Below are 26540 nucleotides of genomic sequence, written 5' to 3'. Positions count from 1 at the left end.
TCATGGCGCGCCATATCGCCCGGCTGTTACTCGCCCTGGCACTGGTCAGCGGCGCAATACACGCCAACCACCACGGAGTTACCGCGTATGCCCTGCTGGCACGCTCACCGGTAATGCCAGCACAGCCTTCTCTTACGGCCCCGCAACGCCAATGGCTCGAAAGCCGACACGAACTGGTGCTGGGGACCTCTGCGCCCGACTATCCGCCCTTCGACATCACCAGTGGCGGCCGCGACTATCAAGGCCTCACCGCCGAGTATGCAAACCTGATCAGCCTTGCCCTGCAGCTGCCTGTACGCGTGCTGCGCTTCAACAGCCGACAGGCAGCGGTAGAGGCACTCAAACGCGGCGATATCGACCTGCTCGGCAGTGCCAACGGCTATGAAGCGACAACGGACGGTCTGGCACTGTCGCACCCCTATGCCATTGACCAGCCGGTGCTGGTCACCCGTGAGGACGAACGCCGCCCTTTGGACCTGGGCCTGGAGAACATGCGGCTGGGCATGCTCTACCACTACCTGCCGAGGCAGGAGATAGGCAGTGCCTACCCCAAGGCCCAGGTGCTGGCCTTCGGCTCGTCTTCCCAGGCCTTGAATGCCGTTGCATTTGGCCAGGCCGACGTGTTCATCGGCGACACCATCTCCACCCATTACCAGCTCAATCGCGGCCACCTGCCCGGCCTGCGCATCGCCAATTTCAGCAAGCACGAAGCGATCGGCTTCAGCTTTGCCATGCGCAAGGCGGATGCGTTGCTGCTGGAACTGGTCAACGCCATTCTCGACAATCAGCCTGCAGCCGTGCGCGCCAGTATCTTCAAGCGCTGGAGTGCCGGCAGCGACCTGCTCCTGACCGACCGCAAGCTGCAACTGACAGAGGCTGAGGAATTCTGGTTGCAACACCACCCGGTCATGCGCGTGGCCATCGACGATACTGCGGCGCCCTTGTCCTTCTTCGATGGTTCGGGATATTTCAGGGGCATCACCGCCGACCTGCTAGAGCTCATCCGCCTGCGCACCGGCCTGCGTTTCGAGGTGCAGCGCGCCAGCGGCATTGCCGACATGATCGCCCGCCTCAAGGACGGCCGGGTGGATGTGATTGCGGCGCTCACTACCGACGGTGAGGCCGAGCAGACCCTGCAAATCAGCCGCCCTTACCTTGAAAGTGTCTATGTATTGGTCAGCCGAGCGAGCAACGGGCAATACACCTCTCTGGAACAACTGAAGGACCGACGCATCGCGATTACCCGCTACAGCGCGATGGATGACCTTTCCACGCGCTATCCGCACATTGGCTGGATCGAGACCGAGAGCTCCTTCTATTCCACGGCGCTGCTCAAAAGCGGTGCTGTAGATGCCGTGATCACCACCTTGATAGACGCCAACCATGCGGTGGCCACCCACCCCGACCTGGTCATACGCGCCACCGTCGGCAGCGAGCCGGCCAGCTACGCCATGGCAGCCGCCAGCCATTCACAGACGCTGGTATCGATCCTCGACAAAGCGTTGTTGAGCATTCCGCCGGAAGAGCTGGGGGTGATAAACAACCGCTGGCGCGGTTACGGCCTGCATGACGACAGCACCTGGCAAAGCTTTCGCCGGCTCGCCTGGCAGGTGCTGCTGGGTACCGGGCTGTTGCTGCTGCTGGCACTGATCTGGAATGCCCGCCTGCGCCTGCAGATCAAGCAGCGTCAAAGCGCCGAGCGGGCGTTGAACGACCAGCTGGCATTCATGCGTGCGCTGCTCAACGGCACACCGCACCCCATGTACGTGCGTGATCGCGAAGGTTGCCTGCAAAGTTGCAACGACAGCTACCTGGAAGCCGTTCAGGCCTGCAGCGAAGAGGTCATGGGCAAGCGCCTGGAGCAAAGCCTGTTCGCTGACTGCGAACATACTCACCAGATCCAGGCCGATTACCTGAAGGTCATGGCCGCCGGGACCCCACTGATCATCGATCGGCCGCTGCGGGTCAAAGGCCGCGAAATGACCATCTACCACTGGATCCTGCCATACCGCGACTCGCTGGGCGAAGTACAAGGCATCATCGGCGGCTGGATCGATATCAGCGAACGGCGCCAGCTGGTTCAGGAACTGCGCCAGGCCAAGCAGCAAGCCGAAGATGCCAACCGCGCCAAAAGCACGTTCCTGGCCACCATCAGCCATGAAATCCGAACGCCGATGAACGCCGTCATCGGCATGCTCGAACTTGCCGTCAAACGTGCCGACCAGGGTCGGGTGGACCGTTCAGCCCTGGAACTGGCCCACCATTCGGCCAAGGACCTGCTGGGGCTGATCGGCGATATCCTCGATATCGTGCGCATCGAATCCGGGCATCTGTCACTCACTCCGGAGCCGGTCGACCTGGCCGCACTGGTCGAGTCGGTGGGCCGTATCTTCGATGGCCAGGCGCGGCAGAAGGGCCTGGCCCTGGAGGTGATGATCGAACCGGCTGCCCGCTGCCATGCATTGCTCGACCCGCTGCGCTTCAAGCAGGTGCTGTCCAACCTGGTCAGCAACGCCATCAAGTTCACCGAGCATGGCCAGGTACGCATCTGCGTTTGCCTGCAGGAAGCAGAAGCCTCCTCTTACCCGACTCTAGAGCTGGAAGTACGTGACAGCGGCATCGGCATTCACGCCGATGACTTGCAACGCCTGTTCAACCCATTCATCCAGGCCAACCCGCACAGCCAGGGTGCCCGCGCAGGCACTGGCCTTGGCCTCGCGATCTGCCGGAGCCTGTGCGAAATGATGGGAGGCACGCTGACCATCAAGAGCCTCGAAGATGTCGGCACCCAGGTTCGCTTGAAAATGCCGTTGCAAGTTGTCAGCGCCGACGCTGTCGAGAGGCCGGTGATCGAACCTGTCGACGTACCCGATCCACGCCTGAACGTGCTGGTGATCGACGACCATCCCGCCAACCTGCAGTTGATGGCACAGCAGCTGGGTTACCTGGGCCTGGGCCACACCTGCGCCAGGGATGGCCGTGAAGGCTTGGGCCTGTGGCGCGCAGGCGCCTTCGATGTGTTGGTGCTCGACTGCAACATGCCGCACATGAACGGCTACCAGTTGGCCAGTACCGTACGTGCCGAAGAACGGCAATACGGGCGATCGCGCTGCACCATCCTCGGCTATACCGCCAACGCCCAGCCCGAGGTCATGCGCAAGTGCCTGGATGCCGGCATGGATGACTGCCTGCTCAAACCCATCAGCCTGACCACCCTGAGCCAGCGCCTGGCCGGCATCAGCCCACGGGGCCGACAGCCATGGCGGCGCAAACTGTTCGACCTGGAGGGCCTGGGCACGATCGTCGGCCAAGCCCCGAACGACCGCCAGCGCTTTCTGGCCGCCCTGCACGAGAGCCTGCAAACGGACCTGGTGATTCTGATGAGCCTGCCCGCACAAGACGCCGACGCCGTTGCCGACCAGGCGCACAAGATCCTCAGCGCCGCCCGCATGCTGGAGGCGCCCGAGCTGATGGCGGCGTGCGAAGCGCTGCAGAACACCACGTTGCCGACACCGCAACTGCGCCTACGGCGCCAGGCCCTGGCCCGGCACATGCGCCGGGTGGAGAAGGCGTTGGCCGCTGACATCAAGGCTACCGGCGGGCTTGAATGAGCAAGGCAGCCACACGCCGAAGCTGGTAGACTGCGCGGCGATATTACCTAAGAGGATTGTTTCATGGCCACTAACCGCTCCCGCCGCCTGCGCAAAAAGCTGTGTGTCGACGAGTTTCAGGAATTGGGCTTCGAGCTGAACCTGGACTTCAAGGAAGACCTGGATGATCAGGCGATCGACGCATTCCTCGATGCCTTCCTGGAAGAAGCCATGGACGCCAACGGCCTCGACTACGTAGGCGGTGACGATTTCGGTCTGGTGTGCTCGGCCAAACGCGGTTCGGTCACCGAAGAGCAGCGTGCTGCCGTCGAAGCCTGGCTCAAGGGCCGCAGCGAACTGACCAAGATCGAAGTCAGCCCGCTGCTCGACGCATGGTATCCGGGCAACGCGATCAACGCGGCCGAGTGATACCTGCGCTACCCAGCGGCTTGCACGCTGAAAAGGCCACCCTTCGGGGTGGCCTTTTTTGTTCGCGTCGCTTTTGTGTCGAACGTGGCCCATCGTGGCTAAGCTTGGGGCATAATGCGCGTTCTATTTCGTCCTGGGGCCATCATCTCTTACAGCCCCAATGTCCTTCTCCCTCGCCGCAGGGTATTTACTGAATATGATCAAAACGCTCCGTCCCCTCGTTCTCGCCGGCCTGCTCCTGCCCTTCGCCCTGCCCAGCCAGGCCGCCGCCGTCAATACCAGCCTGCCACCCAAGGTGCAGCAGGCGCTTAAAGCCAACAAGCTGCAAGACACTGCGCTGTCTTTGGTGATGCTGCCGCTGGATGGCCCAGGCGCCGCGACCGTGTTCAACGCCGATGTTTCGGTGAACCCGGCCTCGACCATGAAGCTGGTCACCACCTACGCAGCCCTTGAACTGCTCGGCCCTACATTCCAGTGGAAGACCGAATTCTACACCGACGGCACCTTGAGCAACGGTGTGCTCAACGGCAACCTGTACCTCAAAGGTGGCGGCGACCCGAAGCTGAACATGGAAAAACTGTGGCTGCTGATGCGTGACCTGCGGGCCAACGGCGTGCGCACCATCAGCGGTGACCTGGTACTGGACCGCAGCCACTTCGTGCAGCCCAACCTGCCGCAGTTCAACGATGATGGCGGCGACGTCAACAAGCCGTTCCTGGTCAAGCCTGACTCGTTGCTGGTCAACCTCAAGGCACTGCGCTTTGTCGCCCGCAACGATGGTGGCAAGGTGACCATCGCCGTTGAACCGCCGATTGCCAACATCCGCATCGATAACCAGGTCAAGGCCGTGGCGTCCAAGCAGTGCAAGGGTGACGTGCGCTACAACCCTGTGCCCCAGGCCGATGGCGTCAGCGTGGTGGTCAGCGGCCAACTCGGCGATGGCTGCAACTCGCAGACCTACCTGTCGCTGCTCGATCACCCGACCTACGCCGCCGGCGCCGTGCGGGCGATCTGGAACGAGCTTGGTGGCAACATCCAGGGCCGCGATCGCATCGAGAACGTGCCCAAGAGCGCACGCCTGCTGGCACGGGCCTTCTCGCCCGACCTGGTGGAAGTGATCCGCGACATCAACAAGTACAGCAACAACACCATGGCCCAGCAGCTGTTCCTCAGCCTGGGTGCACAGTTCCGTACCGATGCCGATGGCGATGATGCCCGTGCGGCGCAACGCGTCGTTCGCCAGTGGTTGGCGAAAAAAGGCATTACTGCACCTCACCTGGTGATGGAGAACGGCTCCGGCCTGTCGCGTGCCGAACGCGTCAGCACCCGCGAGATGGCCGCGCTGCTGCAGGCTGCCTGGAAGAGCCCCTACTCGGCCGAGTTCATCAGCTCCATGCCGCTGGTGGGCATGGACGGCACCATGCGCAAGCGCCTGAAACGCACGGCCATGACCGGTGAGGGGCACATCAAGACCGGCACCCTGAATACCGTGCGGGCCATCGCGGGCTTCAGCCGCGACAGCAACGGGCATACCTGGGCGGTCGCGGCCATTCTCAACGACCCGAAACCGTGGGGCGCATCGCAGGTGCTTGACCAGGTACTGCTGGACCTCTATCGCCAGCCGAAACTGGGCACCAGTACTGCGGCCAACTGACCAAGTCTCGGCCTAAACACCGGTGGGGGGCCGCAGGAACGGCCCCCGTGTCTGCCGGCCACCGAGCCCATGCAGGGCTCAGGGCAACTCGCCTTCCACCCGGTCCCGCCCCGCTTGCTTGGCGGCATACACCCCGGCATCCGCGCGCCACAGCAAGGCATCGGCCCCTTCGCCTGGCCGCCACCCCGCCACACCGAAGCTCGCGGTCACCTCGCCTACCCCTTCGATCGGTACGTTGCGCACACCCTGCCACAGCTCCATCGCCAGTAGCCGCGCCTGCTCGGCATCGCTACCCGGGCACAGCACCATGAACTCCTCCCCGCCCAGCCGGCAGAACACGTCGGTTCGTCGCAAGCGCAGGGCGATGCGCTGGCACAGGCTGCGCAGCACCAGGTCACCCACCGCGTGGCCGAACTGGTCATTGATGCGCTTGAAGTGATCGATATCGAGCATGATCACCGCCAACGCCAAGCCATCACGCTGAGCGCGATCCAGCTCGACCTTGAGCCGCTCCTGGAAATAGCGCCGGTTATGAATACCGGTCAGCGCGTCGGTCACCGACAGCGCACGCAACTCCTCCTCCACCCCCTTGAGGTCGGAGATGTCGGTCAGGTAGCCATGCCAAAGGGTACACCCCGCATCGCCGACCTCTGGTGTCGCTTCGCCGCGCACCCAGCGCAAGCCCGCACGCGGCAGGCAGACCCGGTACTCCTCGCGCCACGGCGTGAGGTGGTTGGCCGAGTAGCGCACCGACCGGCGTACGCGGTCCAGGTCATCGGGGTGGATACGCTCGAACACCAGCGTGGCGTCCTCGTGCAGCTGCTGCAGGTCGACCTCGTAGATGTCGTACAGGCCTTTGCTGGCATACGGGAAGCACGAGCTGCCATCGGCATCCAGGCGGTACTGATAGATGCCGCCGGGTACCTCGGCACTGAGTTTTTCCAGCAGCCGGTCACGCGCCGCCAGCGCCTCATGCACCCGGCGTCGTTCCGTGACATCGATGCAGATCGCCAGGTAGCCGACCCATAGGCCTTGTTCATCGAGCATGGCCGTGACCAGCATGTTGGCCAGCAGATGGCTGTTATCGGCGCGCAGCAAGGTCCACTCGCCAGGCTCGGCACCGCTTTCCTGCACCGTTTCGGCAAACATCGCCTGGCCACCGGCAATACGCCGCCCGTAGCGCTGGCTCAAGGCATGGGCGCGCTGGCTGAGCTCTTCAGGCAGCACCAGGTCCTCCAGGCGCAGTTGGCCGATCGCCTCGCTGGCCGAATAGCCGAGCATGCGCACGGCTCCGGCATTGAAGGTGCTGACCACCCCCTTGAGGTTGGTAGCGATGATCGCCACCTGGGTCGCGGCATCCAGCACGCTGCGCAACTGGTTGTGAGTGCCGCGCAGGGATTGCTCGCTGACTCGAAGCTCTGCAGTGCGCTGCTCGACCAGGGTCAAGGCGCGCTGGCGCTGGCTGAACAGGCTGTAGAGCAAGGCACTGAGCAGTAAGCTCAACAGCCCGCCCAATAGCCCGACCGTCAGCGCAGCCGATGAACGGTTGGCCTTCAGAAACGCCACACTCGGCCGCACAAGCAGCTGGAATGGGTGGTCAGCCAGGTGCAGCAACTGGCTGCTCGCCAACGCCAGGGGTGCTGCCTCGTTCTGGGAGTCGAACACCACTTCAGGCCCTTGCCGCCCGGAAGGGTCTTCGATGCGCACGACCAGATTGTCATCAGCCAGGGCCGGCAACCCATCGCTGATGAGCTCGCGCAGGTTGAGCAACGCCATCACATACCCCGCCGCCGCGCCATGCGGCGCTGCGTCGGAGAACACCGGCGCCACCATCAGCAGGCCACGTGCCTGTGCTGCCGGCCGCCCAGCCTCGGCATCCATGATCTGCAGGGGCTCGGACACCGCCATGCTGCCAGGTTCCAGCGCACGCGCCAGGGTTGCCTGGCGCGCGCCCAGGCCAGCAAGGTCGAGCCCGTAAGGGAGTGCCGGCTGATCAGCTGACTGGGTGTAGAGCACCGGAAAGTAGTGGTCACGCAGTGGCGCCGGCTGCCAGTTGCCCTGCGCATCCTGATCGCGGATCACATAACCCTGGCCCAGCCAGGCCGAGGTGCGCTGTTCGAAATCGGCACGCTGCGCCGCCTCTACGCGCGGCGCCCAGGCGTAAGCCAAAGTGCGCTGCAGCAAGGGCCGTGCGTAACCATCGAATTCGCGGGGGGTGATTTCATTGGAGAAGCTGAAAAACCGCCGCAGCCCGTCCAGGCGCTGCTGCTGATCATCAAAACGCTCGGCGATGCGGCTGTAGCGCTCGCTGGCCAGCAACTCGAAGCGCTGGCGCAGTTGCTGCTTGTAAAAGGTGTGCGCGGCAAGCGCCAGGGTGGCCGACAGCAGGCCGCCAGCCACCAAGGCCACCAGCGCCACGGCCCAGGCGGACACCCCTTCGCTGCACAGGCCAAGAAACCTCGCACGTACGCCAAACTTGGACATAAACCCATCTCGTCACGTCAGCGTCCTGCGGATTATCTTGCCCTGCCGTCAGTTATAGCTATTGGCCATTAGCGGCGCAATGCACCTCGTCGCTTCAGCGCAATTGCAGGCGCCACGCGCGGTGGATACGGTTGTTGCGGGCGAAGTCCGGGTCCAGCGTCTGGGCGGTGATCTCCTCTACCGCGTAACGCGCCATCAGGTGCTCATCAAGCTGGAACTTGCGGAAGTTGTTGGAGAAGTACAGCACGCCACCTGGCTCCAGCCGCGCCATCGCCAGGTCCAGCAGTTGCACATGGTCACGCTGTACGTCGAACACACCTTCCATGCGCTTGGAGTTGGAGAAGGTCGGCGGGTCGATGAAGATCAGGTCATAGGTGTCGCGGTTGGCTTCCAGCCAGGCCATCACATCGCCCTGCTCCAGGCGGTTGCGCTCGGAGAAACCATTGAGCGACAGGTTGCGCCGCGCCCAGTCCAGGTAGGTTTTCGACAAGTCGACGCTGGTGGTGCTGCGCGCGCCGCCCTTGGCCGCATGCACGGTTGCCGTGGCGGTGTAGCAGAACAGGTTGAGGAAGCGCTTGCCGGCAGCCTCGCGCTGGATGCGCATGCGCATCGGGCGATGGTCGAGGAACAGGCCGGTATCCAAGTAGTCGGTGAGGTTGACCAGCAGCTTGACGCCGCCTTCGTTGACTTCCTGGAAGCGCCCTTCGGTGGCCTGGCGCTCGTACTGGCGGGTGCCGCTCTGGCGCTCGCGGCGCTTGAGCACCACACGCTGGGGCGAGATACCCAGTGCCTGCGGAATTGCGGCCAGGGCATCGAGCAGACGCGCCTGGGCCTTCTCTGGGTCGATCGTGCGGGGTGCCGCGTATTCCTGCACGTGCACCCAGTCGTGGTAGAGGTCTACTGCCAGGGCGTACTCGGGCATGTCGGCATCGTACAGGCGGTAGCAGTCGACCTGCTCGCGACGGGCCCACTTGCCCAATTGCTTGAGGTTTTTTTGCAGACGATTGGCGAACATCTGCGCACCTTCCGACAGGCGCGCAGGCTCGCTTGCCTGTGGCTCCTGGCGCCGGGCCTCGTCGTTTTCAGCCTGAGGGTCGCGACGCTCGCCGGTGACGAACTGGTCAGGCTGCACCTTGAACAACAGCAGCTTGCACGGCAGCGCACCGTTCCAGAATGCGTATTGCTTGTGGCTACGGATGCCCATGCGCTTGCCCAGCTCCGGCGCCCCGGTGAACACCGCCGCTTCCCAGCCCATGCAGGCCTGGCGCAAACGTTCGCCCAGGTTCTGATAGAGATACAGCAGGCTGGCTTCGTCGCCCAGGCGCTCGCCGTAAGGCGGGTTGCTGATGACCAGGCCTTTCTGGTTCTGGTCTGGCCGCGGCTCGAAGGTGCTGACCTCGCCCTGGTAGATCTTTACCCAGTCGCTCAGGCCGGCACGTTCGACGTTGTTGCGCCCAGGCTGGATCAGCCGCGGGTCGGCCTCGTAGCCACGGATCCACAGCGGTGGCTTGGCCAGGCCGGCCTGCGCGCGCGCTTGCGCCTCGTCATGGACCTTGCGCCACAGTGCCGGCACATGGCCAAGCCAGGCGCTGAAGCCCCAACGCTCGCGCTTGAGGTTAGGTGCCATATCGGCGGCAATCATTGCGGCTTCGACCAGGAAGGTACCCACACCGCACATCGGGTCAGCCAGGGCGCCGCCTTCGGCAGCGATGCGCGGCCAACCGGCGCGGATCAGCACAGCCGCCGCCAGGTTTTCCTTGAGCGGCGCGGCGCCTTGCTGCAAGCGGTATCCGCGCTGGTGCAGGCTGTGGCCGGACAGGTCGAGCGAGAGAATCGCCTCGCCGCGGTCCAGGCGCAGGTGCACACGCACATCGGGGTCGATCTTTTCCACCGACGGGCGCAGGCCTTCACGGTTGCGCAGCTTGTCGACGATGGCGTCCTTGACCTTGAGCGCACCGAAATGGGTGTTGTCGATGCCCGAGCCATGGCCGCTGAATTCCACCGCAAGCGTACCGTCGGCGGCCAGGTGGTCAGCCCAGTCAACCGCGTTGACGCCATCGTAGAGGTCGTCGGCGTTCTTCATGTTGAAGCGCTTGAGCACCAGCAACACCCGGTTGGCCAGGCGCGACCAGACGCACAGGCGGTAGGCGGTTTCCATGTCGGCGGCGCCGCGAATGGCCGAGGTGTGCTCGCGCACCTCATCGAGGCCGAGGCCCTTGGCCTCTTCGGCGAGCAGGCCTTCCAGGCCTTTGGGGCAGGTGAGATAGAGTTCGAAACGGTCCGACATGAGGATTCCAGAGCCTTTGGCTATTTGACTGACGAGGCGACGCATCGCCCCGCGATGTTTGCCCGAACACCCTTCCAGCAGGCATCCGAGTGGCCCTCCCCTGCACAACTGCGCAGCAGAACGACCGGGCCGCCTGACCGATCAGCACTTCGCCAGGGGCAAAGACAGCTTAGATCATCAGGCAGTTTGAAAAATTCGAGCGATTCAGGGACCGATGTGACCCTTCGTCGCATTTCAAAATAATTCTGTCATGGCCCAGCAACGCTGGCGAAATGACGTCAATGATCGGCAAACCCCGATCATTGCGGGCTCAACGCCAAATAAGGTTGAGTCGCATTTATTTACTTATCACTTCACCCTTGGAAAGGTTACGTGCTTATGACAAATCGATCATTCACACCGTGACTCGCATTCGTTAGAACTGGTCTTAGGCCGCTTCGCAACGAGGCGGCACCTTCAGCTCGCCACGCCGGCAGCGAGCTCAAACCGGCAGAAAGACTCTGCCCGGCCTCGGAGAGGCCGACGGGACATTACAGTCAACAAGTGAGGGCAACACCCTATGAGAAGACTTAAGCGTGATCCGTTGGAAAGAGCATATTCACGTGGCTACCAATACGGGGTCACCGGCAAATCCCGCGAACTTTGCCCGTTCAATCTTCCTTCTGTTCGCCAAGCCTGGATCAACGGCTGGCGTGAAGGTCGCGGTGATAACTGGGACGGCATGACTGGCACCGCTGGCATCCATAGACTCAACGAAAATCACGCCGTTGGCTGATCGAGGACACTGAATTCGATTTACCATGCACGCCCCATCCGGGCGGCGGGCGAAGGCCCAGGGGCCCCTTGATGGGGCCCTTTTTATGGCCGGTTACAAACCTGAAGGTTGTCGTGGCATCGCGGCGATAGCATCCACTGCCTCGCGGATCAGCGCAGGGCCTTTATAGATGAAGCCCGAGTAGATCTGCACCAGGCTGGCCCCGGCGGCGATTTTCTCGGCGGCGTGACGCCCCTCGGTGATGCCACCCGCAGCAATGATCGGCAGCTTGCCGCCCAGCTCACCTGCCAGCACCTTCACCGTGTGAGTACTCTTCGCCAGTACCGGAGCACCCGACAAACCACCGGCTTCGCCCCCATAAGGCAAGCTTTCGACGCCTTCACGGCTCAGCGTGGTGTTGGTGGCGATCACCGCGTCCATGCCCGATTCCATCAACGCAGCAGCCACCAGTGCGGTTTCTTCATCACTCATGTCCGGGGCGATCTTGATCGCCAACGGCACGCGCTTGCCCTGCGTAACCGCCAACTGCTCGCGGCGCTCGGCCAAGGCATCGAGCAACTGCTTCAGCGAGTCGCCAAACTGCAGGCTGCGCAGCCCCGGCGTGTTCGGCGAACTGACGTTGACGGTGATGTAGGTGGCGTCGGCATAGACCTTGTCCAGGCAGATCAGGTAGTCATCGACCGCACGCTCGACCGGGGTGTCGAAGTTCTTGCCGATGTTGATGCCCAGCACGCCGTTGTAACGCGAAGCTCGCACGCGCTTGAGCAGGTGATCGACGCCCAGGTTGTTGAAACCCATGCGGTTGATGATCGCCGTGGCTTCCGGCAGGCGGAAAATCCGCGGCTTCGGATTGCCCGGCTGCGGGCGCGGTGTGACGGTACCGATCTCGACGAAGCCGAAGCCCAGCTGAGCAAAGCCATCGATGGCCGCGCCGTTCTTGTCCAGGCCAGCGGCAAGGCCCACCGGGTTGGCGAAGTTCAAGCCCATGACCGACACCGGCAAGGCCGCCGGCTGCTTGCACAGCATGCCATTGAGACCAAGACGGCCACCGGCACCGATCAGGTCCAGGGACAGGTCGTGGGAGGTTTCCGGGGAAAGCTTGAACAGCAGCTGGCGGGCCAGGGTATACATGGGCGGGCAAGGCTCGGGGTGAATGAGGGGGCGATTATAGCCAGCGCACGGCTGGCATGACAGTAAATCCTCGGCCGCTTGGCACATGCGTTGCTTCGCACACCGCACTGCCTTTTCAGTACGGGCGAGGAACCTTGTGAACACAGCACCCCGAGCAACGCCCCTGGCCTGGGTCAACGGCAGCGACGCGCCGGAAAAACCCAGCCTGAACATTGGCTTCATGGCCCTGACCGATTGCGCCTCGGTGGTGGTCGCCGCCACCCAGGGTTTTGCCCAGCAGCACGGCCTGGCCCTCAACCTCAAGCGCCAGGGTTCCTGGGCGGGGCTGCGCGACAAACTGGTCAGCGGCGAACTGGATGCCGCGCACTGCCTGTACGGCCTGGCCTATGCCGTGCACCTGGGCATTGGTGGTGTGCCGGCCAGTGACATGGCCGTGCTCATGGGGCTGAACCAGAATGCCCAGGCCATCAACCTGTCCCCTGCCCTGCAACGCAAGGGTGTGACCAGCCCTGAGGCATTGGCGCGCCTGGTGCACCAGCATGGCGCACGCCTGACCTTTGCCCAGACCTTCCCCACGGGCACCCACGCCATGTGGTTGTACTACTGGCTGGCGAGCCAAGGCATCCACCCGCTGCGCGACGTCGACAGCGTGGTAGTACCGCCGGCACAGATGGCCGCGCATATCCAGGCAGGCCGCATCGACGGTTTCTGTGTCGGCGAGCCCTGGTCAGCCGATGCCGTCGGCAAGGGCCAGGGTTTTACCTTGGCAACCAGCCAGTCGATCTGGCCGGACCACCCAGAGAAAGTCCTCGCGTGCGCCCGCACCTTCGCCGAGCAGTACCCCAACAGTGCCCGCGCCTTGATCAAGGCGATCCTCGCGGCCAGCCGCTTCATCGAGCAAAGCCCTGAGAACCGCCGCAGCACCGCACAGCTACTCAGCGCCAATGCCTACCTGGACACCCCGGTGGGCAACATCGAGCCACGCCTGCTTGGCGACTACCAGGATGGGTTGGGCAACCAGTGGCAAGACCCCCACGCCCTGCGCCTGTTCGACCAGGGCCAAGCCAACCTGCCGTACCTGTCCGACGGCATGTGGTTCATGACCCAGTTCCGCCGCTGGGGCCTGCTGCGCGACGACCCCGACTACCTCGGCGTGGCCAGCCAGGTCCAGCAACTGGGGCTCTATCGCGAAGCCGCAGACACCCTGGGCATCCCTTGCCACGGCCTGCCGATGCGCAGCAGCCTGCTGATCGACGGTACACGTTGGGACGGCAGCGACCCCTACGGCTATGCCCGCAGCTTCCGCTTGCATGCCCTGGGCGACACACCCGAAGCCTGCGCTGGCCTGTGAGGGGGATGAACATGCTGCGTATTTTGTTGATCGACGACACTCAAAACAAGCTGGGCAGGCTCAAGGCGGCCCTGAGCGAGGCCGGCTTCGACGTCATCGAAGCCCCAGGCCTGACCATCGACCTGCCCGCCTGCGTCGAAACGGTGCACCCGGACGTCGTGTTGATCGATACCGACTCACCGGATCGCGACGTGATGGAACAAGTGGTACTGGTCAGCCGCGACCGCCCAAGGCCCATCGTGCTGTTCACCGACGAGCATGACCCGGGCGTGATGCGCCAGGCTATCCAGGCGGGGGTCAGCGCCTACATCGTCGAGGGCATCCACGCCGCGCGGCTGCAGCCAATCCTGGATGTGGCCATGGCCCGCTTCGAGAGCGACCAGGCGCTCAAGGCGCAGTTGGTGGCGCGCGACCAGCAGTTGGCCGAGCGCAAGCGCATCGAACAGGCCAAAGGCTTGCTGATGAAGATGAAGGACTGCAACGAAGAGCAGGCCTACACCCTGATGCGCCGCCAGGCCATGAGCCGGCAACAAAAGCTGATCCAGGTGGCCGAGCAGATCATCGCCATGCACGAAATGTTGGGCTGAAACCCGAAGGAGCGAGTTGGCCCAGCTCTTGCTGAAGAAACCACACCGGTAGCCAACGGCGGTTGCCCCACTTGATCCCGACAAAGACGTCGCTCACCCCTCCACAGCCGTGGACCGGGTAGCGGCGTCTTTTTCGTTCCGTTGCTTTGCCGAGTGAGGTGTTCAATGAGTACCAGCTTCTGGAAATCCGGGCATGTGCCCACGCTGTTCGCTGCGTTCCTGTATTTCGACCTGAGCTTCATGGTCTGGTACCTGCTCGGCCCGCTGGCGGTGCAAATTGCCGCCGACTTGCAGCTGAGTGCACAGCAACGGGGCCTGATGGTGGCCACACCCATTCTGGCCGGTGCGATATTGCGCTTCGCCATGGGCCTGCTGGTCGATCGCCTGTCGCCCAAGACCGCCGGCCTGATCGGCCAGGTCGTGGTCATCATTGCCCTGGCCGGCGCCTGGTACCTGGGCGTGCACAGCTACGAGCAAGCCCTGCTGCTGGGCGTCTTCCTGGGTTTTGCCGGGGCCTCGTTCGCCGTTTCGCTGCCGCTGGCCTCGCAGTGGTACCCGCCTCAGCACCAGGGCAAGGCCATGGGGATCGCCGGTGCCGGCAACTCGGGCACGGTGTTCGCGGCGTTGCTGGCGCCCGCCCTGGCCGCGGGCTTTGGCTGGAACAACGTGTTCGGCTTCGCCCTGATCCCGCTGTCGCTGACCCTGGTGGTATTTGCCCTGCTGGCGCGCAACGCACCTGAGCGGCCCAAGCGCAAGGCCATGGCCGACTACCTCAAGGCCCTCGGTGACCGCGACAGCTGGTGGTTCATGTTCTTCTACAGCGTCACCTTCGGCGGCTTCATCGGCCTGGCTAGCGCCCTGCCCGGCTACTTCAGTGACCAATATGGCCTGAGCCCGGTCACCGCCGGCTACTACACGGCCGCCTGCGTCTTTGCCGGCAGCCTGATGCGCCCACTCGGCGGCGCCCTGGCCGATCGCTTCGGTGGCATCCGCACCTTGCTGGGCATGTACAGCGTGGCCGCCATCTGCATCGCCGCAGTCGGCTTCAACCTGCCCAGCGCAACCGCTGCCCTGGCGCTGTTCGTCAGCGCCATGCTCGGCCTGGGCGCAGGCAATGGCGCGGTATTCCAGCTGGTGCCGCAACGCTTTCGCCAGGAGATCGGCGTGATGACCGGGCTGATCGGCATGGCCGGTGGTATTGGCGGCTTCCTGCTGGCTGCGGGGCTTGGCACCATCAAGCAGCACACCGGTGACTACCAGTTGGGGCTGTGGCTGTTCGCCAGCCTCGGCCTGCTGGCCTGGTTCGGCCTGCATGGCGTCAAACAGCGCTGGCGCACCACCTGGGGCTCGGCCGCCGTGACTGCGGCGCGGGTCTGAGGCACGCCGATGAGCCTGCAACTGAGCTTTGCCCACGCCAGTGCCACCGGGCCGCGCGCGGAAAACCAGGATGCCCTGCGCCTGGTCACGCCGGCGCCGGAACTGGCCGCCAGCAAAGGCTACCTGTTCGCCCTCGCCGACGGTGTCAGCCAATGCGCCGATGGCGGCCTGGCAGCACGCGCCAGCTTGCAGGCCCTGGCCCTGGACTACTACGCCACCCCCGCCACCTGGAGCGTGGCGCAGGCGCTGGACCGCCTGCTGCTGGCGCAGAACCGTTGGCTGCGTGCCCAGGGTAGCGGCCAACCGCTGCTGACCACGCTCAGCGCCCTGGTGCTACGCGGGCGGCGTTTTACCTTGGCGCATGTTGGCGACTGCCGGGTCTACCGCTGGCACCAAGGGCACCTGCGGTGCCTGAGCGAAGACCACGTCTGGGACCAACCGGGCATGCAGCATGTGCTCAAGCGCGCGCTGGGCCTGGACCAACAACTGCTGGTCGATTACCTGGAAGGTGAACTGCAGGCGGGCGAGTGCTACGTGTTGGTGAGCGACGGCGTCTGGGCCAGCCTGGGGGACCAGCACATCCAGGCGGTATTGCGCGAGCAACCCGACCTGCAGTTGGCCGCTGACACGCTGGTCGCCAGCGCTCACCTCAATGGCAGCCAGGACAACGCCAGCGCCCTGCTGGTGCAGGTGCAACAGCTGGGTACGGCCAACCTGGGCGATACCCTGGCGCAGTTGCAACAGTGGCCTGTACCCGGCCCCCTGCGTGAAGGCCAGGCGCTCGATGGTTGGCAGGTCGACACCCTGCTCTCGCACAGCCGTCAATCGCTGCTGTACCGGGTACGCGACGGCCACGGCCAGCCCTGGCTGCTCAAGACCCTGCCCAGCGCGCGCGAACAGGAGCCAGGGGCAGCCCAAGGGTTGCTGATGGAAGAGTGGTTTCTGCGCCGGGTCGCAGGGCGACACTTCCCCGAACTCCACGTCGCCAGCCAGCGCCAGCACCTGTATTACGTGATGCGCGAACACCCAGGCCAGAGCCTTTCGGCACTGCTCGCCGAGCACGGGCCGCTGCCCTTGGCGCAGTGGCTGGAGATCGCCCGTCAATTGCTGCAAGCGGTCGGCGTGCTGCATCGGCGCAACTTGCTGCACCGCGACATCAAGCCAGACAACCTGCACCTGGGCGCCGATGGACAGTTGCGGTTGCTGGACTTCGGCCTGGCGTATTGCCCCGGCTTGTCTGAAGACCCGCAGCACGAGCTGCCTGGCACGCCATCCTATATCGCCCCGGAAGCCTTCGACGGCCAACCACCCAGCCCGCGGCAAGACCTTTATGCCGTCGGCGTGACGCTTTACCAGCTGCTGACGGGGCACTACCCCTATGGCGAAGTGGAGCCGTTCCAGCGGCCACGCTTCAGCCAGCCGGTCAACGCTTCGCGCTATCGCCCCGACCTGCCGGAATGGTTGCAGCACAACCTGCTGCAAGCGGTAGCGGCCGACCCGGCGCAACGCTTTGAAACCGCCGAGCACTGGTTGTTGCTACTCGAACGCGGCGACCGCCAGGAGCTGGCCCACCGCCCCCGGCCCTTGCTGGAGCGCGAACCGCTGAAAGTCTGGCGCACCCTGGCCCTGCTGTCCCTGCTGTGCAACCTGATAGTGCTGCTCGTCCTGCTCAAGGGCTGAGTACACCTTGCCGAAGAGGAAACAACGATGAATGCGAAAGTCTGGTTGGTCGGCGCCGGCCCTGGTGATCCCGAACTGCTTACCCTCAAGGCCGTGCGCGCATTGCAGCAAGCCCAGGTGGTGATGATCGACGACCTGGTCAACCCCGCAGTGCTGGAGCATTGTCCCCAGGCACGGGTGATGGCCGTGGGCAAGCGCGGCGGCTGCCGGTCCACGCCTCAAGCCTTTATCCAGCGCCTGATGTTACGCCATGCGCGCCAGGGGCGCTGCGTGGTCAGGCTCAAAGGGGGCGATCCGTGCATCTTCGGCCGTGGCGGCGAAGAGGCTGCCTGGCTACAAGGGCATGGCATCGAAGTGGAGCTGGTCAACGGCATCACGGCGGGCCTGGCAGGCGCGACGCAATGCGGTATATCGCTGACTTCGCGCGGGGTGAGCCGCGGCGTGACGCTGGTAACGGCACACACCCAGGATGACAGCGAGCTGAACTGGGCGGCGCTGGCCCAGGGCGGTACGACGCTGGTGGTGTACATGGGCGTTGCGCGGCTGGAGCAGATTCGCCAAGGCCTGCTGGCCGGCGGGATGGCTGCGCATATGCCGGTGGCGATGATCGAGAATGCGTCATTGGCGCAGCAGCGCGAATGCCGCAGTGATGTACAGGGGATGGTTGAGGATGCGCGGGCGTTCGGGCTAAGCAGCCCGGCAATTCTGGTGATCGGCGAGGTCGTCACCGGCGCTGTAAGCGCAGCCTTGCGTTGCGAAAGGGTTGCGTAGCAGCCCCAGAATCTCAGTGTGCCCCCCTAAATCACAGACAAAGAAAAACCCGGCCGAGGCCGGGTTTTTCATGAAGCATCAAACCAATTACTTGGCCTGGGCTTCTACTTGCGCTTCAACGCGACGGTTAACAGCGCGACCTTGTTCGGTGGCGTTGTCGGCAACCGGACGGGTCTCGCCGTAGCCAACCGATTCAACACGGTTGGATTCTACGCCGTACTGATTGGTCAGTACTTGCTTGACAGCGTCGGCACGACGCTCGGACAGCTTCTGGTTGTAAGCGTCTGGACCCACGGAGTCAGTGTGACCTTCCACGGTGGTGGTGGTCGATGGGTACTGCTTCATGAAGTCAGCCAGGTTCTTGATGTCGCCGTAGCTGTTAGGCTTGACGACCGACTTGTCGAAGTCGAACTTGACGTCCAGCTCAACGCGAACGACTTCGGCAACAGCCGGGCAGCCATCGGCGTCAACGGTGACGTTGGCCGGGGTGTCTGGGCACTTGTCGACGTTGTCGCAGACGCCATCGTTGTCGCTGTCGGAGCAGACTTCGGCAACTGGGGCCGGAGCAACTTCAGCTTGCTTCGGGCTACCGCCGAAGTTCAGACCAACGCCAACGCTCGGGGCCCACTCGGTGTCGCCCTGGTCGATGTTGTACTGAGCTTCAACGCCGGCACGGGCGTAGAACATGTCGGTGATGTACCACTTGGCGCCAGCGCCAACGTTGGCGAAGGTGGAGTGGTCACGACCGCCACGGCCGGTCTGGCCCAGCGACTGGTGCGAGAAACCAGCGGAAACGTACGGACGGATGGCGTCGTACGGGTTGTTGAAGTGGTAAACGGCGTCCAGGGCGGTGTTCGAGCCCTTGATGTTCTTGCCGTCTTCGCCACGAGCGTTGTGAACTTCGTCGTAGCCCAGACGCAGTTCAACGTCGTCGGTCAGGAAGTAACCGATCGAGCCGCCGAACAGGTTGCCGTCGTTCTTGAAGTCGCGCTGGCTGTCGAAGAATTCTTTTTTGTAAAAGATTTCAGTTTCGACGGCGCCTTGACCTTGTGCCATAGCGCCAATCGAAGTGGCGGCTACAAGCGAACCAATGGCCAAGCCCAAGGTGTTTTTCAATTTCATCCGTTAAATCCCCATCTGGTGATAGTTAAGCAGTCCCACCAACAACAAGGGGGACAACTCGACGGCAAGTCTAGCAGAACTCGCCGATTCGTTAGAGATATTTGCACACGCTTAAGTTTCATCGAGCCCGTGAAATTTCTCCCGAAGCTTATCTAGCGCGCGCTTGTAACGCATTTTCGTCGCGCTCAGGCCCATGTGCATGATGTCGGCGATCTCCTGAAATTCCAGCTCTGCGACAAATCGCAGCACCAGGATTTCCCGGTCGATCGGGTTCACATGCACCAGCCACTTGTCCAGCCCGCCCTTTTCTTCGGGTTTCGGAGCCTTGTCCTCGGACGCCTCTTCAACAGGGTCCAGGCTCAAGGCATCCATCAGCCGACGTTTGCGGCGCTCCTTGCGGTACTGGGTAATGCACTCGTTGTAGGTGATGCTGTAGAGCCAGGTCTTGAACTTCGATTTGCCCTCGAAGTTCTTCAGCCCGTACAGCACTTTGAGCATCACCTCCTGACAGACATCGTCGGCATCCCGGTCGTTCCCCAAATAACGCGCACAGACGTTGAACAGGGTCCGCTGGTAGCGCCGCATGAGCTCCTCATAGGCGCGGGTAACGTGGTACAGCTCCTCATGCGAACGCGCCACCAACTCTTCGTCGGTGAGCTCGCGGGGGTCATAACGCATGGGCGGCGAATGAACTTTATTCAAAACGAATCTGGCCGACAGTCAGGTCAATGTCGCCGCGCGACCCCGGGGGTCGATTTCGCGGCGGCATACATTAACAGCTTTTGTGCGGTTAGCGGCTATTGACGCGCTGCTCAAGCAGCACACGGTTCGACAGCGACACCAGTTCGCCATCATCGGTCAACAGCGTCGTCTTGACCGTGCCGATTTCCTCGATATGCCCTTCGACCTCTCCAATCCGCACCTGCTGGCCGACCTGATACAGCTCACGCACGTAAATACCGGCCAGTATCTGCCCGGCGATTTCGCGGCTACCGAGGCCCATGGCCAAGGCAACGGCCAGACCAACGGTAATCAGCCCGATGACGATCACGTGGTTGAGCAGGTCGGTCTTGACCTCGAGCTGGCTGATGGCCACCGAGATGCTGATGATGATCACCAGGCCTTGGGTGATACGCCCAAGGCCTGCGGAGTACTCAAGGCCAATGCCTTCGGCAGCGCCGCGCACCAGGCCATTGGCCACCTGCGCCAGCAGCACACCGGCCAGCAGCACCAGCGCCGCGCCGAATACTTTCGGCAGGTACAGGGCGAGCATGTCGAGGGTCGCCGAAACCCGCTCAAGGCCCAGCGATTCCGCGGCCGAGACGAGGAAGATCAGCAGTACGAACCAGTAGACGATCTTGCCGATGAGGGTCGAAATCGGCACCTGGATGCCACCGCGGCTCAGCATCTTGGTCAGCCCGGTACCTGCCATCAGGCGGTCCAGGCCGAGCTTGGCCAGCAGCTTGGACAGCAGCGTATCGAGCAGCTTGGCCACCACGAAACCGAGCAGCACCACGACCAGGGCGCCGAACAGGTTAGGGATGAAGTTCGCCACCTTGGTCCAAAGGGCAGTCATGGCGGTGACCAGGCTTTGGGTCCAGAGATCCAGTTCCATATTCAATCGGCCTTATCTGCTTTGCTGCCGGTGGCAGCGTTGCGGGTAGAGTTTCTGCGCACCGGCGCTACATGCGCCGAGCCATTGTTGACGGCGATCAGCAGCGCCTGGCTCCAACGGCCAAGCAGGCTGAACAGATCACCCGCACCGACCTGGCGGTTGGCGGTTTTCAGCACACGACCCAGGCAGGCGGCGTCGTCTCGGTCCTGGCCGGACGGCGACGCCTTGAGCAGGTCGCGCAGGGATTCTTCAAACGGATCGTGCATGGGCACCTCGCGCAGTATCTGTCAGAGACGAGGGCGCCGGGGCATGGGTCACACATCGCCTGGGGGCGTGTGGTGCAAAATGAACCGCTGTCGCCTGCTTCGCGGGCAAGGGATTCAACATCTAGACCCACCGCAGCCGACGGAACAGCCACCACTGCCCTACCGCCAGCCCCAGCACGATGATGCAGGCAAACAAGAAGCCGTAGGGGTTTTCCGCCCCCGGAATGCCGCCGACATTGATGCCCAGCAAGCCGGTGATGAAGCTCATGGGGAGGAAGATGCAGGTGATGATGCCGAAGCGGTACAGGGTGCGGTTCATGCGCTCGCTGCGCCGCCGGTCCTCGCTTTCAAGCACCAATGCGGCCCGCTCGCGGGTCAGCTCCAGCTCCTCGAGGTAGCGGATCAGGCTGTTGTTCAACTCGTTCCAGTAGTCGGCATCGGCATCAGCGAACCAGCTCCACTTGCTGCGTGACAGCTGTGCGTAGATTTCCCGCTGCGGCGCCAGAAAACGTCGCAAGCCGGCCGCACGGCGGCGGATCTGCTGCAGGCTACCCTGCTCGGGAGTGTACCGTTCGTCGGATTCGACCTTTTCTTCCTCAAGGTCGACCAGCTCGGACAGGTCGCTGACCAGGCCCTGGACCTTCTCGGTCAGCAGTTCACCCATCAGCAGCAATAACTCCGAAGCTGACTTCGGCCCCCTGCCCTCGCCGAGCAACTGGAGCATCTCGTCACTGGCCCGAAGCGGCCGCAAGCGCAGCGAGATGACCCGCTGCGCCTCGGCGAAGATGCGCACCGAGACCATGTCTTCAGGTTCGGCGCCCGGGTTGAGGTTGACCCCGCGCAAGAACAGCAACAACTGTTCGTCCACCAGCGGCAGCAAGCGCGGCCGGGTGTTTTCTTCCAGCAGCAGTTCGCAGGCGAACTCGCTCAGGCCGCTGTCGCGCAGCAGCCAGGTGCGGGTTTGTGGATGGCTGCGGTCCCAGTGCAACCAGAGGCTTTCCTGGGGGTGCAGTTGCAGGTCGTCCAGCTCGGTACGGGCAATCGAGCGCGCGCCGCCTTTGCCATCGAGCACCAGGGCATGCACCAGCCCCCACTGCGCGTTGTCTTCCTCGAACATCAAAGCTCCATCAGCGCGTGCGGCGCATCACTCCGGCATTTTCAGCGGGCTTGGCGAAACCAGCACGCCATTGTTGTCGGCATACACATATTCGCCCGAGCGGAAGGTCACCCCGGCGAAAGTCACCGGCACGTCGAGCTCGCCGACGCCACGCTTGTTGCTTTTTTTCGGGTGGCTGGCCAAGGCCTGCACGCCGACGTCGGTCTGGATCAAGATGTCCACGTCACGCACGCAGCCGTAGATCACCAGGCCTTCCCAGCCGTTCTTGGCCGCTTTCTCGGCCAGCATGTCGCCCAGCAGCGCACAGCGCAGCGAACCGCCACCGTCGACCACCAGAACCTTGCCCTTGCCGTCGAGCTCGACCTGCTCCTTGACCAGCGAGTTGTCTTCGAAGCACTTGAGGGTGACGATCTGGCCACCGAACGAATCGCGGCCGCCGAAGTTGCTGAACATAGGTTCGAGCACCTGGACCAGGTCAGGGTAGGTGTCACACAGGTCGGGCGTTACGTAATGCTGCATGGGAAGCTCCTGTCAGTCACAACGAAAGCGGGTATGGGCCAAGGCTACACCGAGGAAGCTGTTGACGTCATCCGGGACCGAGCAGTCAGTTGCCTTCCTTCGGCACTGGCCTCTTCGCGGGGCCAGCGCAGGCAGCATGGAATCAGCTGGCTGGCACAGCCTGCGCCACAACAGTCGACGCATGCACCGGCATAGACGGGTTCCTCAACCAGCGTTCCACCAACGGCCAGACCTGTGCCTGCGCGGCCTTGCTGACCAGCATGTCGACATGCCCGAACGCATCGAAGCCTTCCTCGCGGCCCAAGCGCAGAAACTGCTTGCGCTCCCCGCCCAACTGGTCGAACAACTTGCGGCAAGCCCAGACCGGGTCCTGGTAATCGCCCGCACCGGCCACGGCCAGCACCGGCACATCCACCTGCGCCAGGCCCGCCCACCAGTCGTTGTCCTTGTCGCCAAAGCGCCCGAACAGGCCATGCCAGCGCATGCTTTCAAGTGCCAAGCCAATCGGTTCGTCCTCGGGGCCACGCTTAAGCCGCTGCCCGGGAATCTGCCGCCAGCGCTTGAGCAGCAACTTCGCCCCCCACACCACTGGCGGCACTTTCAACGGCCAGTACACGCGGCTGACCTGGGTACCGAAGAATGCGGCGCTGGCCACCTGCTCGGTTGGCAGGTAGCCGCCACCCAGTGCAGCGGCCAAGGTTGTCCCGCCCAGGGAATGGCCAAGCCAGTGCGGCGCTTGGCCGGTTTGTTCCAGCACGAAAGCGCCAATCAACGGCAAGTCATCGCGGGCATAGTCGGCGACACGGTTGTGCTGCCACTGGCGATTGCGCGGCGACAGGCCATGGCCGCGCATCTCCGGGATCCACACATCGAAACCCGCGCGGGCCAGAAACGCGCCCAGGCCGACCCCTTTGGGCGAATACCAGAAGCGCCGATTGGAAAAACTGCCGTGCAGAAGAATGACCGGCACGCCTTGAGCCTGACCCTGATCGGCCAGGCCAAGGCGGGTCACGGCCAGCTCGACGCTCGGATCAGGGCTGTTGCCGGCCTTGATCCGGTACACGTCTTCGCTCAAGTCGCCTCGCCGCTCAGCGCTGAGCAAGGCCACGGGAAATAAAGTGCTGCTGCTTTGCATAAGGTTGCTTGGTGCACAAAAAAGGGCGGGAACCATTACTGGAACTCGCCCTGGATCAAACCAGGCGGGGGCGCGCCAGACGCGCCCCCGCAATCCACTGTATCAGGCTGCGCCCTGGCCCTCGGCCAGGAAGAACCAGGTCTCGAGCACCGAGTCCGGGTTCAGCGACACGCTTTCGATGCCCTGCTCCATCAGCCATTTGGCCAGGTCCGGGTGGTCCGATGGGCCCTGGCCGCAGATGCCGATGTACTTGCCGGCCTTGTTGCACGCCTGGATGGCGTTGGCCAGCAGCTTCTTCACGGCCGGGTTACGCTCGTCGAACAGGTGCGCGATGATACCCGAATCACGGTCCAGGCCCAGGGTCAGCTGGGTCAGGTCGTTGGAGCCGATCGAGAAGCCGTCGAAGTACTCGAGGAACTCTTCGGCCAGAATCGCGTTGGACGGCAACTCGCACATCATGATCACGCGCAGGCCGTTGTCGCCACGGGCCAGGCCGTTTTCGGCCAACAGGTCGATGACCTGGCTGGCTTCGCCCAGGGTGCGCACGAACGGCACCATGATCTCGACGTTGGTCAGGCCCATCTCGTTGCGCACGCGCTTCAGGGCACGGCACTCGAGCTCGAAGCAGTCACGGAACGATTCGCTGATGTAACGCGAAGCGCCGCGGAAGCCCAGCATCGGGTTTTCTTCTTCCGGCTCGTACAGCTTGCCGCCGATCAGGTTGGCGTACTCGTTGGACTTGAAGTCCGACAGGCGCACGATGACCTTTTTCGGGTAGAAGGCTGCCGCCAGGGTGCTGATGCCTTCGACCAGCTTCTCGACATAGAAGCCGACCGGGTCGTCGTAGCCGGCGATGCGCTTGTCGACGCTGTCCTTCAACTCTGCCGGCAGGCCGGCGTAGTTGAGCAGCGCCTTGGGGTGCACGCCGATCATGCGGTTGATGATGAACTCCAGGCGCGCCAGGCCGACACCGGCGTTGGGCAGCTGGGCGAAGTCAAAGGCACGGTCCGGGTTGCCGACGTTCATCATGATCTTGAACGGCAGGTCCGGCATGGCGTCGACCGAGTTCTGCTTGATGTCGAAGCCCAGCTCACCTTCGAAGATGAAGCCGGTGTCGCCCTCGGCGCAGGACACTGTCACGCCCTGGCCGTCCTTGAGCAACTGGGTGGCGTTACCGCAACCGACGACTGCAGGGATACCCAGCTCACGGGCAATGATCGCCGCGTGGCAGGTACGCCCGCCGCGGTTGGTGACAATGGCGCTGGCGCGCTTCATGACCGGTTCCCAGTCAGGGTCGGTCATGTCGGAGACCAGTACGTCACCGGGCTGTACCTTGTCCATCTCGGACACATCGTTGATCACGCGGACCTTGCCGGCGCCGATGCGCTGGCCGATCGCACGGCCTTCGACCAGTACGGTGCCCTTTTCTTTCAGCAGGTAGCGTTCCATGACATTGGCGCTGGAGCGGCTTTTCACCGTTTCAGGGCGGGCCTGAACGATGTACAGCTTGCCGTCGTCACCGTCCTTGGCCCACTCGATGTCCATCGGGCGCTGGTAGTGCTGCTCGATGATCATGGCCTGTTTGGCCAGCTCGTTGACTTCGGCATCGCTCAGGCAGAAGCGGGCGCGCTCGGCACGGTCGACCTCGACGGTCTTGACCGAACGACCGGCCTTGGCTTCGTCGCCGTAGACCATCTTGATCGCCTTGCTGCCCAGGTTGCGGCGCAGGATCGCCGGGCGGCCAGCCTGCAAGGTGTTCTTGTGTACGTAGAATTCGTCTGGGTTGACCGCACCCTGCACCACGGTTTCACCCAGGCCATAGGCGCCGGTGATGAACACCACGTCGCGGAAACCCGACTCGGTGTCGAGGGTAAACATCACACCGGCGGTGCCGGTTTCCGAACGGACCATGCGCTGCACACCGGCAGACAGGGCCACCAGCTTGTGGTCGAAGCCCTGGTGCACGCGGTAGGCGATGGCGCGGTCGTTGAACAGCGAGGCGAACACTTCCTTGGCCGCGCGGATCACGTTGTCGACGCCACGGATGTTGAGGAAGGTTTCCTGCTGGCCGGCGAACGAGGCGTCCGGCAAGTCTTCGGCGGTGGCAGACGAGCGCACGGCTACGGCCATGTTGTCGTTGCCTGCGGCCATTTCAGCGAAGGCCGTACGGATTTCCGAATCCAGACGCGCCGGGAATTCGGCTTCCATGACCCACTGGCGAATCTGCGCGCCGGTTTTGGTCAGGGCATTGATGTCATCGACATCCAGCGCATCGAGCGCGGCATGGATACGCTCGTTGAGACCACTCTGTTCGAGAAAATCGCGGTACGCCTGCGCCGTAGTGGCAAAGCCGCCCGGCACCGATACACCAGCACCCGCAAGGTTGCTGATCATCTCGCCCAGGGATGCGTTCTTGCCCCCCACATGCTCCACATCATGGACGCCGAGCTTTTCGAGGGAAACTACGTACTCTACCAAGGTGATCTCTCCACTAACTGTGTTGGAAAAGCTCAAAGGCGCCCGCCTGTCTTCTTTGACTTGGCCGGGCGTTTGTGGCCTGTACCTGGAAAATAAGTGAGAATGCCGACAGCCGCATTCGGCAAACCGAACTTATCATATCCAAGAAACGTCATCAGCTTAAGGCCCAGGG

Annotated in this window: 20 protein-coding genes; 9 read left to right on the top strand and 11 right to left on the bottom strand. The window is 63.3% G+C overall.

What is annotated here, in order from left to right:
- The first annotated feature begins 2 nt into the window (after positions 1–2).
- From LOY26_RS07795 to dacB, 3 genes are all read left to right on the top strand, one after another.
- Positions 3–3611, top strand: a complete 3609-nt coding sequence (locus LOY26_RS07795; protein ID WP_258714550.1) for a transporter substrate-binding domain-containing protein — start codon at positions 3–5, stop codon at positions 3609–3611.
- A 63-nt stretch (positions 3612–3674) separates the two neighbouring features.
- Complete coding sequence (locus tag LOY26_RS07790) at positions 3675–4019, top strand: YggL family protein (protein WP_047583280.1); 345 nt, start codon at positions 3675–3677, stop codon at positions 4017–4019.
- 196 nt (positions 4020–4215) lie between these two features.
- Positions 4216–5673 (top strand): D-alanyl-D-alanine carboxypeptidase/D-alanyl-D-alanine-endopeptidase, encoded by a 1458-nt coding sequence (gene dacB / locus LOY26_RS07785; RefSeq protein WP_186653955.1) that lies wholly within the window; start codon positions 4216–4218, stop codon positions 5671–5673.
- Between the two features lie 78 nt (positions 5674–5751).
- Here dacB and LOY26_RS07780 read toward each other — a convergent pair whose 3' ends face one another.
- Both LOY26_RS07780 and rlmKL read right to left on the bottom strand, forming a co-directional pair.
- Positions 5752–8157 (bottom strand): diguanylate cyclase, encoded by a 2406-nt coding sequence (locus LOY26_RS07780; RefSeq protein WP_258714549.1) that lies wholly within the window; start codon positions 8155–8157, stop codon positions 5752–5754.
- A 94-nt stretch (positions 8158–8251) separates the two neighbouring features.
- Positions 8252–10444 carry a bifunctional 23S rRNA (guanine(2069)-N(7))-methyltransferase RlmK/23S rRNA (guanine(2445)-N(2))-methyltransferase RlmL gene (gene rlmKL, locus LOY26_RS07775; RefSeq protein WP_186653943.1) on the bottom strand — a complete coding sequence of 731 codons (2193 nt, stop codon included), beginning with the start codon at positions 10442–10444 and terminating at the stop codon, positions 8252–8254.
- A gap of 559 nt (positions 10445–11003) precedes the next feature.
- Between rlmKL and rmf the strand changes: the two genes are divergently transcribed.
- Positions 11004–11219, top strand: a complete 216-nt coding sequence (rmf, locus tag LOY26_RS07770) for a ribosome modulation factor (protein WP_003248687.1) — start codon at positions 11004–11006, stop codon at positions 11217–11219.
- Between the two features lie 93 nt (positions 11220–11312).
- On the opposite strand, the gene LOY26_RS07765 is transcribed toward rmf, so the two are convergent.
- Positions 11313–12350 carry a quinone-dependent dihydroorotate dehydrogenase gene (locus LOY26_RS07765; protein ID WP_258714548.1) on the bottom strand — a complete coding sequence of 346 codons (1038 nt, stop codon included), beginning with the start codon at positions 12348–12350 and terminating at the stop codon, positions 11313–11315.
- A 136-nt stretch (positions 12351–12486) separates the two neighbouring features.
- Here LOY26_RS07765 and LOY26_RS07760 point away from each other — a divergent pair, with 136 nt between their 5' ends.
- The 5 genes from LOY26_RS07760 (at position 12487) to cobA (ending at position 18116) form a co-directional block, all read left to right on the top strand.
- Entirely contained in the window at positions 12487–13701 is a 1215-nt protein-coding gene (locus tag LOY26_RS07760; RefSeq protein ID WP_186653933.1) for a CmpA/NrtA family ABC transporter substrate-binding protein, read from the top strand.
- A gap of 11 nt (positions 13702–13712) precedes the next feature.
- Entirely contained in the window at positions 13713–14288 is a 576-nt protein-coding gene (locus LOY26_RS07755) for an ANTAR domain-containing response regulator (protein WP_186653930.1), read from the top strand.
- 165 nt (positions 14289–14453) lie between these two features.
- Positions 14454–15665 (top strand): NarK/NasA family nitrate transporter, encoded by a 1212-nt coding sequence (locus LOY26_RS07750; RefSeq protein ID WP_047583276.1) that lies wholly within the window; start codon positions 14454–14456, stop codon positions 15663–15665.
- Positions 15666–15674: 9 nt separating this feature from the next.
- A complete protein-coding gene (locus LOY26_RS07745; protein ID WP_186664123.1) occupies positions 15675–17345 on the top strand; it encodes a bifunctional protein-serine/threonine kinase/phosphatase in 1671 nt (556 codons plus the stop codon).
- Positions 17346–17372: 27 nt separating this feature from the next.
- A complete protein-coding gene (cobA, locus tag LOY26_RS07740; RefSeq protein ID WP_033700480.1) occupies positions 17373–18116 on the top strand; it encodes a uroporphyrinogen-III C-methyltransferase in 744 nt (247 codons plus the stop codon).
- An 87-nt stretch (positions 18117–18203) separates the two neighbouring features.
- On the opposite strand, the gene LOY26_RS07735 is transcribed toward cobA, so the two are convergent.
- From LOY26_RS07735 to ppsA, 8 genes are all read right to left on the bottom strand, one after another.
- Positions 18204–19238, bottom strand: coding sequence for an OmpA family protein (locus tag LOY26_RS07735; RefSeq protein ID WP_047583273.1), 1035 nt, complete (start codon positions 19236–19238; stop codon positions 18204–18206).
- A 111-nt stretch (positions 19239–19349) separates the two neighbouring features.
- On the bottom strand, positions 19350–19916 hold the full coding sequence (gene sigX, locus LOY26_RS07730; protein ID WP_033700483.1) for an RNA polymerase sigma factor SigX: 567 nt from the start codon (positions 19914–19916) through the stop codon (positions 19350–19352).
- A 112-nt stretch (positions 19917–20028) separates the two neighbouring features.
- Positions 20029–20853: a mechanosensitive ion channel family protein gene (locus LOY26_RS07725; protein WP_033700485.1), complete on the bottom strand. Its 825-nt coding sequence runs from the start codon at positions 20851–20853 to the stop codon at positions 20029–20031.
- Between the two features lie 2 nt (positions 20854–20855).
- A complete protein-coding gene (locus LOY26_RS07720) occupies positions 20856–21119 on the bottom strand; it encodes a hypothetical protein (RefSeq protein WP_033700486.1) in 264 nt (87 codons plus the stop codon).
- A gap of 121 nt (positions 21120–21240) precedes the next feature.
- On the bottom strand, positions 21241–22236 hold the full coding sequence (locus LOY26_RS07715) for a zinc transporter ZntB (protein ID WP_186664121.1): 996 nt from the start codon (positions 22234–22236) through the stop codon (positions 21241–21243).
- Between the two features lie 27 nt (positions 22237–22263).
- Positions 22264–22755, bottom strand: coding sequence for a ribonuclease E activity regulator RraA (gene rraA, locus LOY26_RS07710; protein ID WP_033700488.1), 492 nt, complete (start codon positions 22753–22755; stop codon positions 22264–22266).
- A gap of 142 nt (positions 22756–22897) precedes the next feature.
- A complete protein-coding gene (locus tag LOY26_RS07705) occupies positions 22898–23890 on the bottom strand; it encodes an alpha/beta fold hydrolase (RefSeq protein ID WP_371856435.1) in 993 nt (330 codons plus the stop codon).
- 102 nt (positions 23891–23992) lie between these two features.
- A complete protein-coding gene (gene ppsA / locus LOY26_RS07700; protein WP_033700491.1) occupies positions 23993–26368 on the bottom strand; it encodes a phosphoenolpyruvate synthase in 2376 nt (791 codons plus the stop codon).
- Positions 26369–26540 lie beyond the last annotated feature (172 nt).

The organism is Pseudomonas sp. B21-047 (genome assembly GCF_024748775.1).
GTDB lineage: Bacteria > Pseudomonadota > Gammaproteobacteria > Pseudomonadales > Pseudomonadaceae > Aquipseudomonas > Aquipseudomonas capeferrum.
This window is presented reverse-complemented; position numbering and strand designations above follow the sequence as displayed.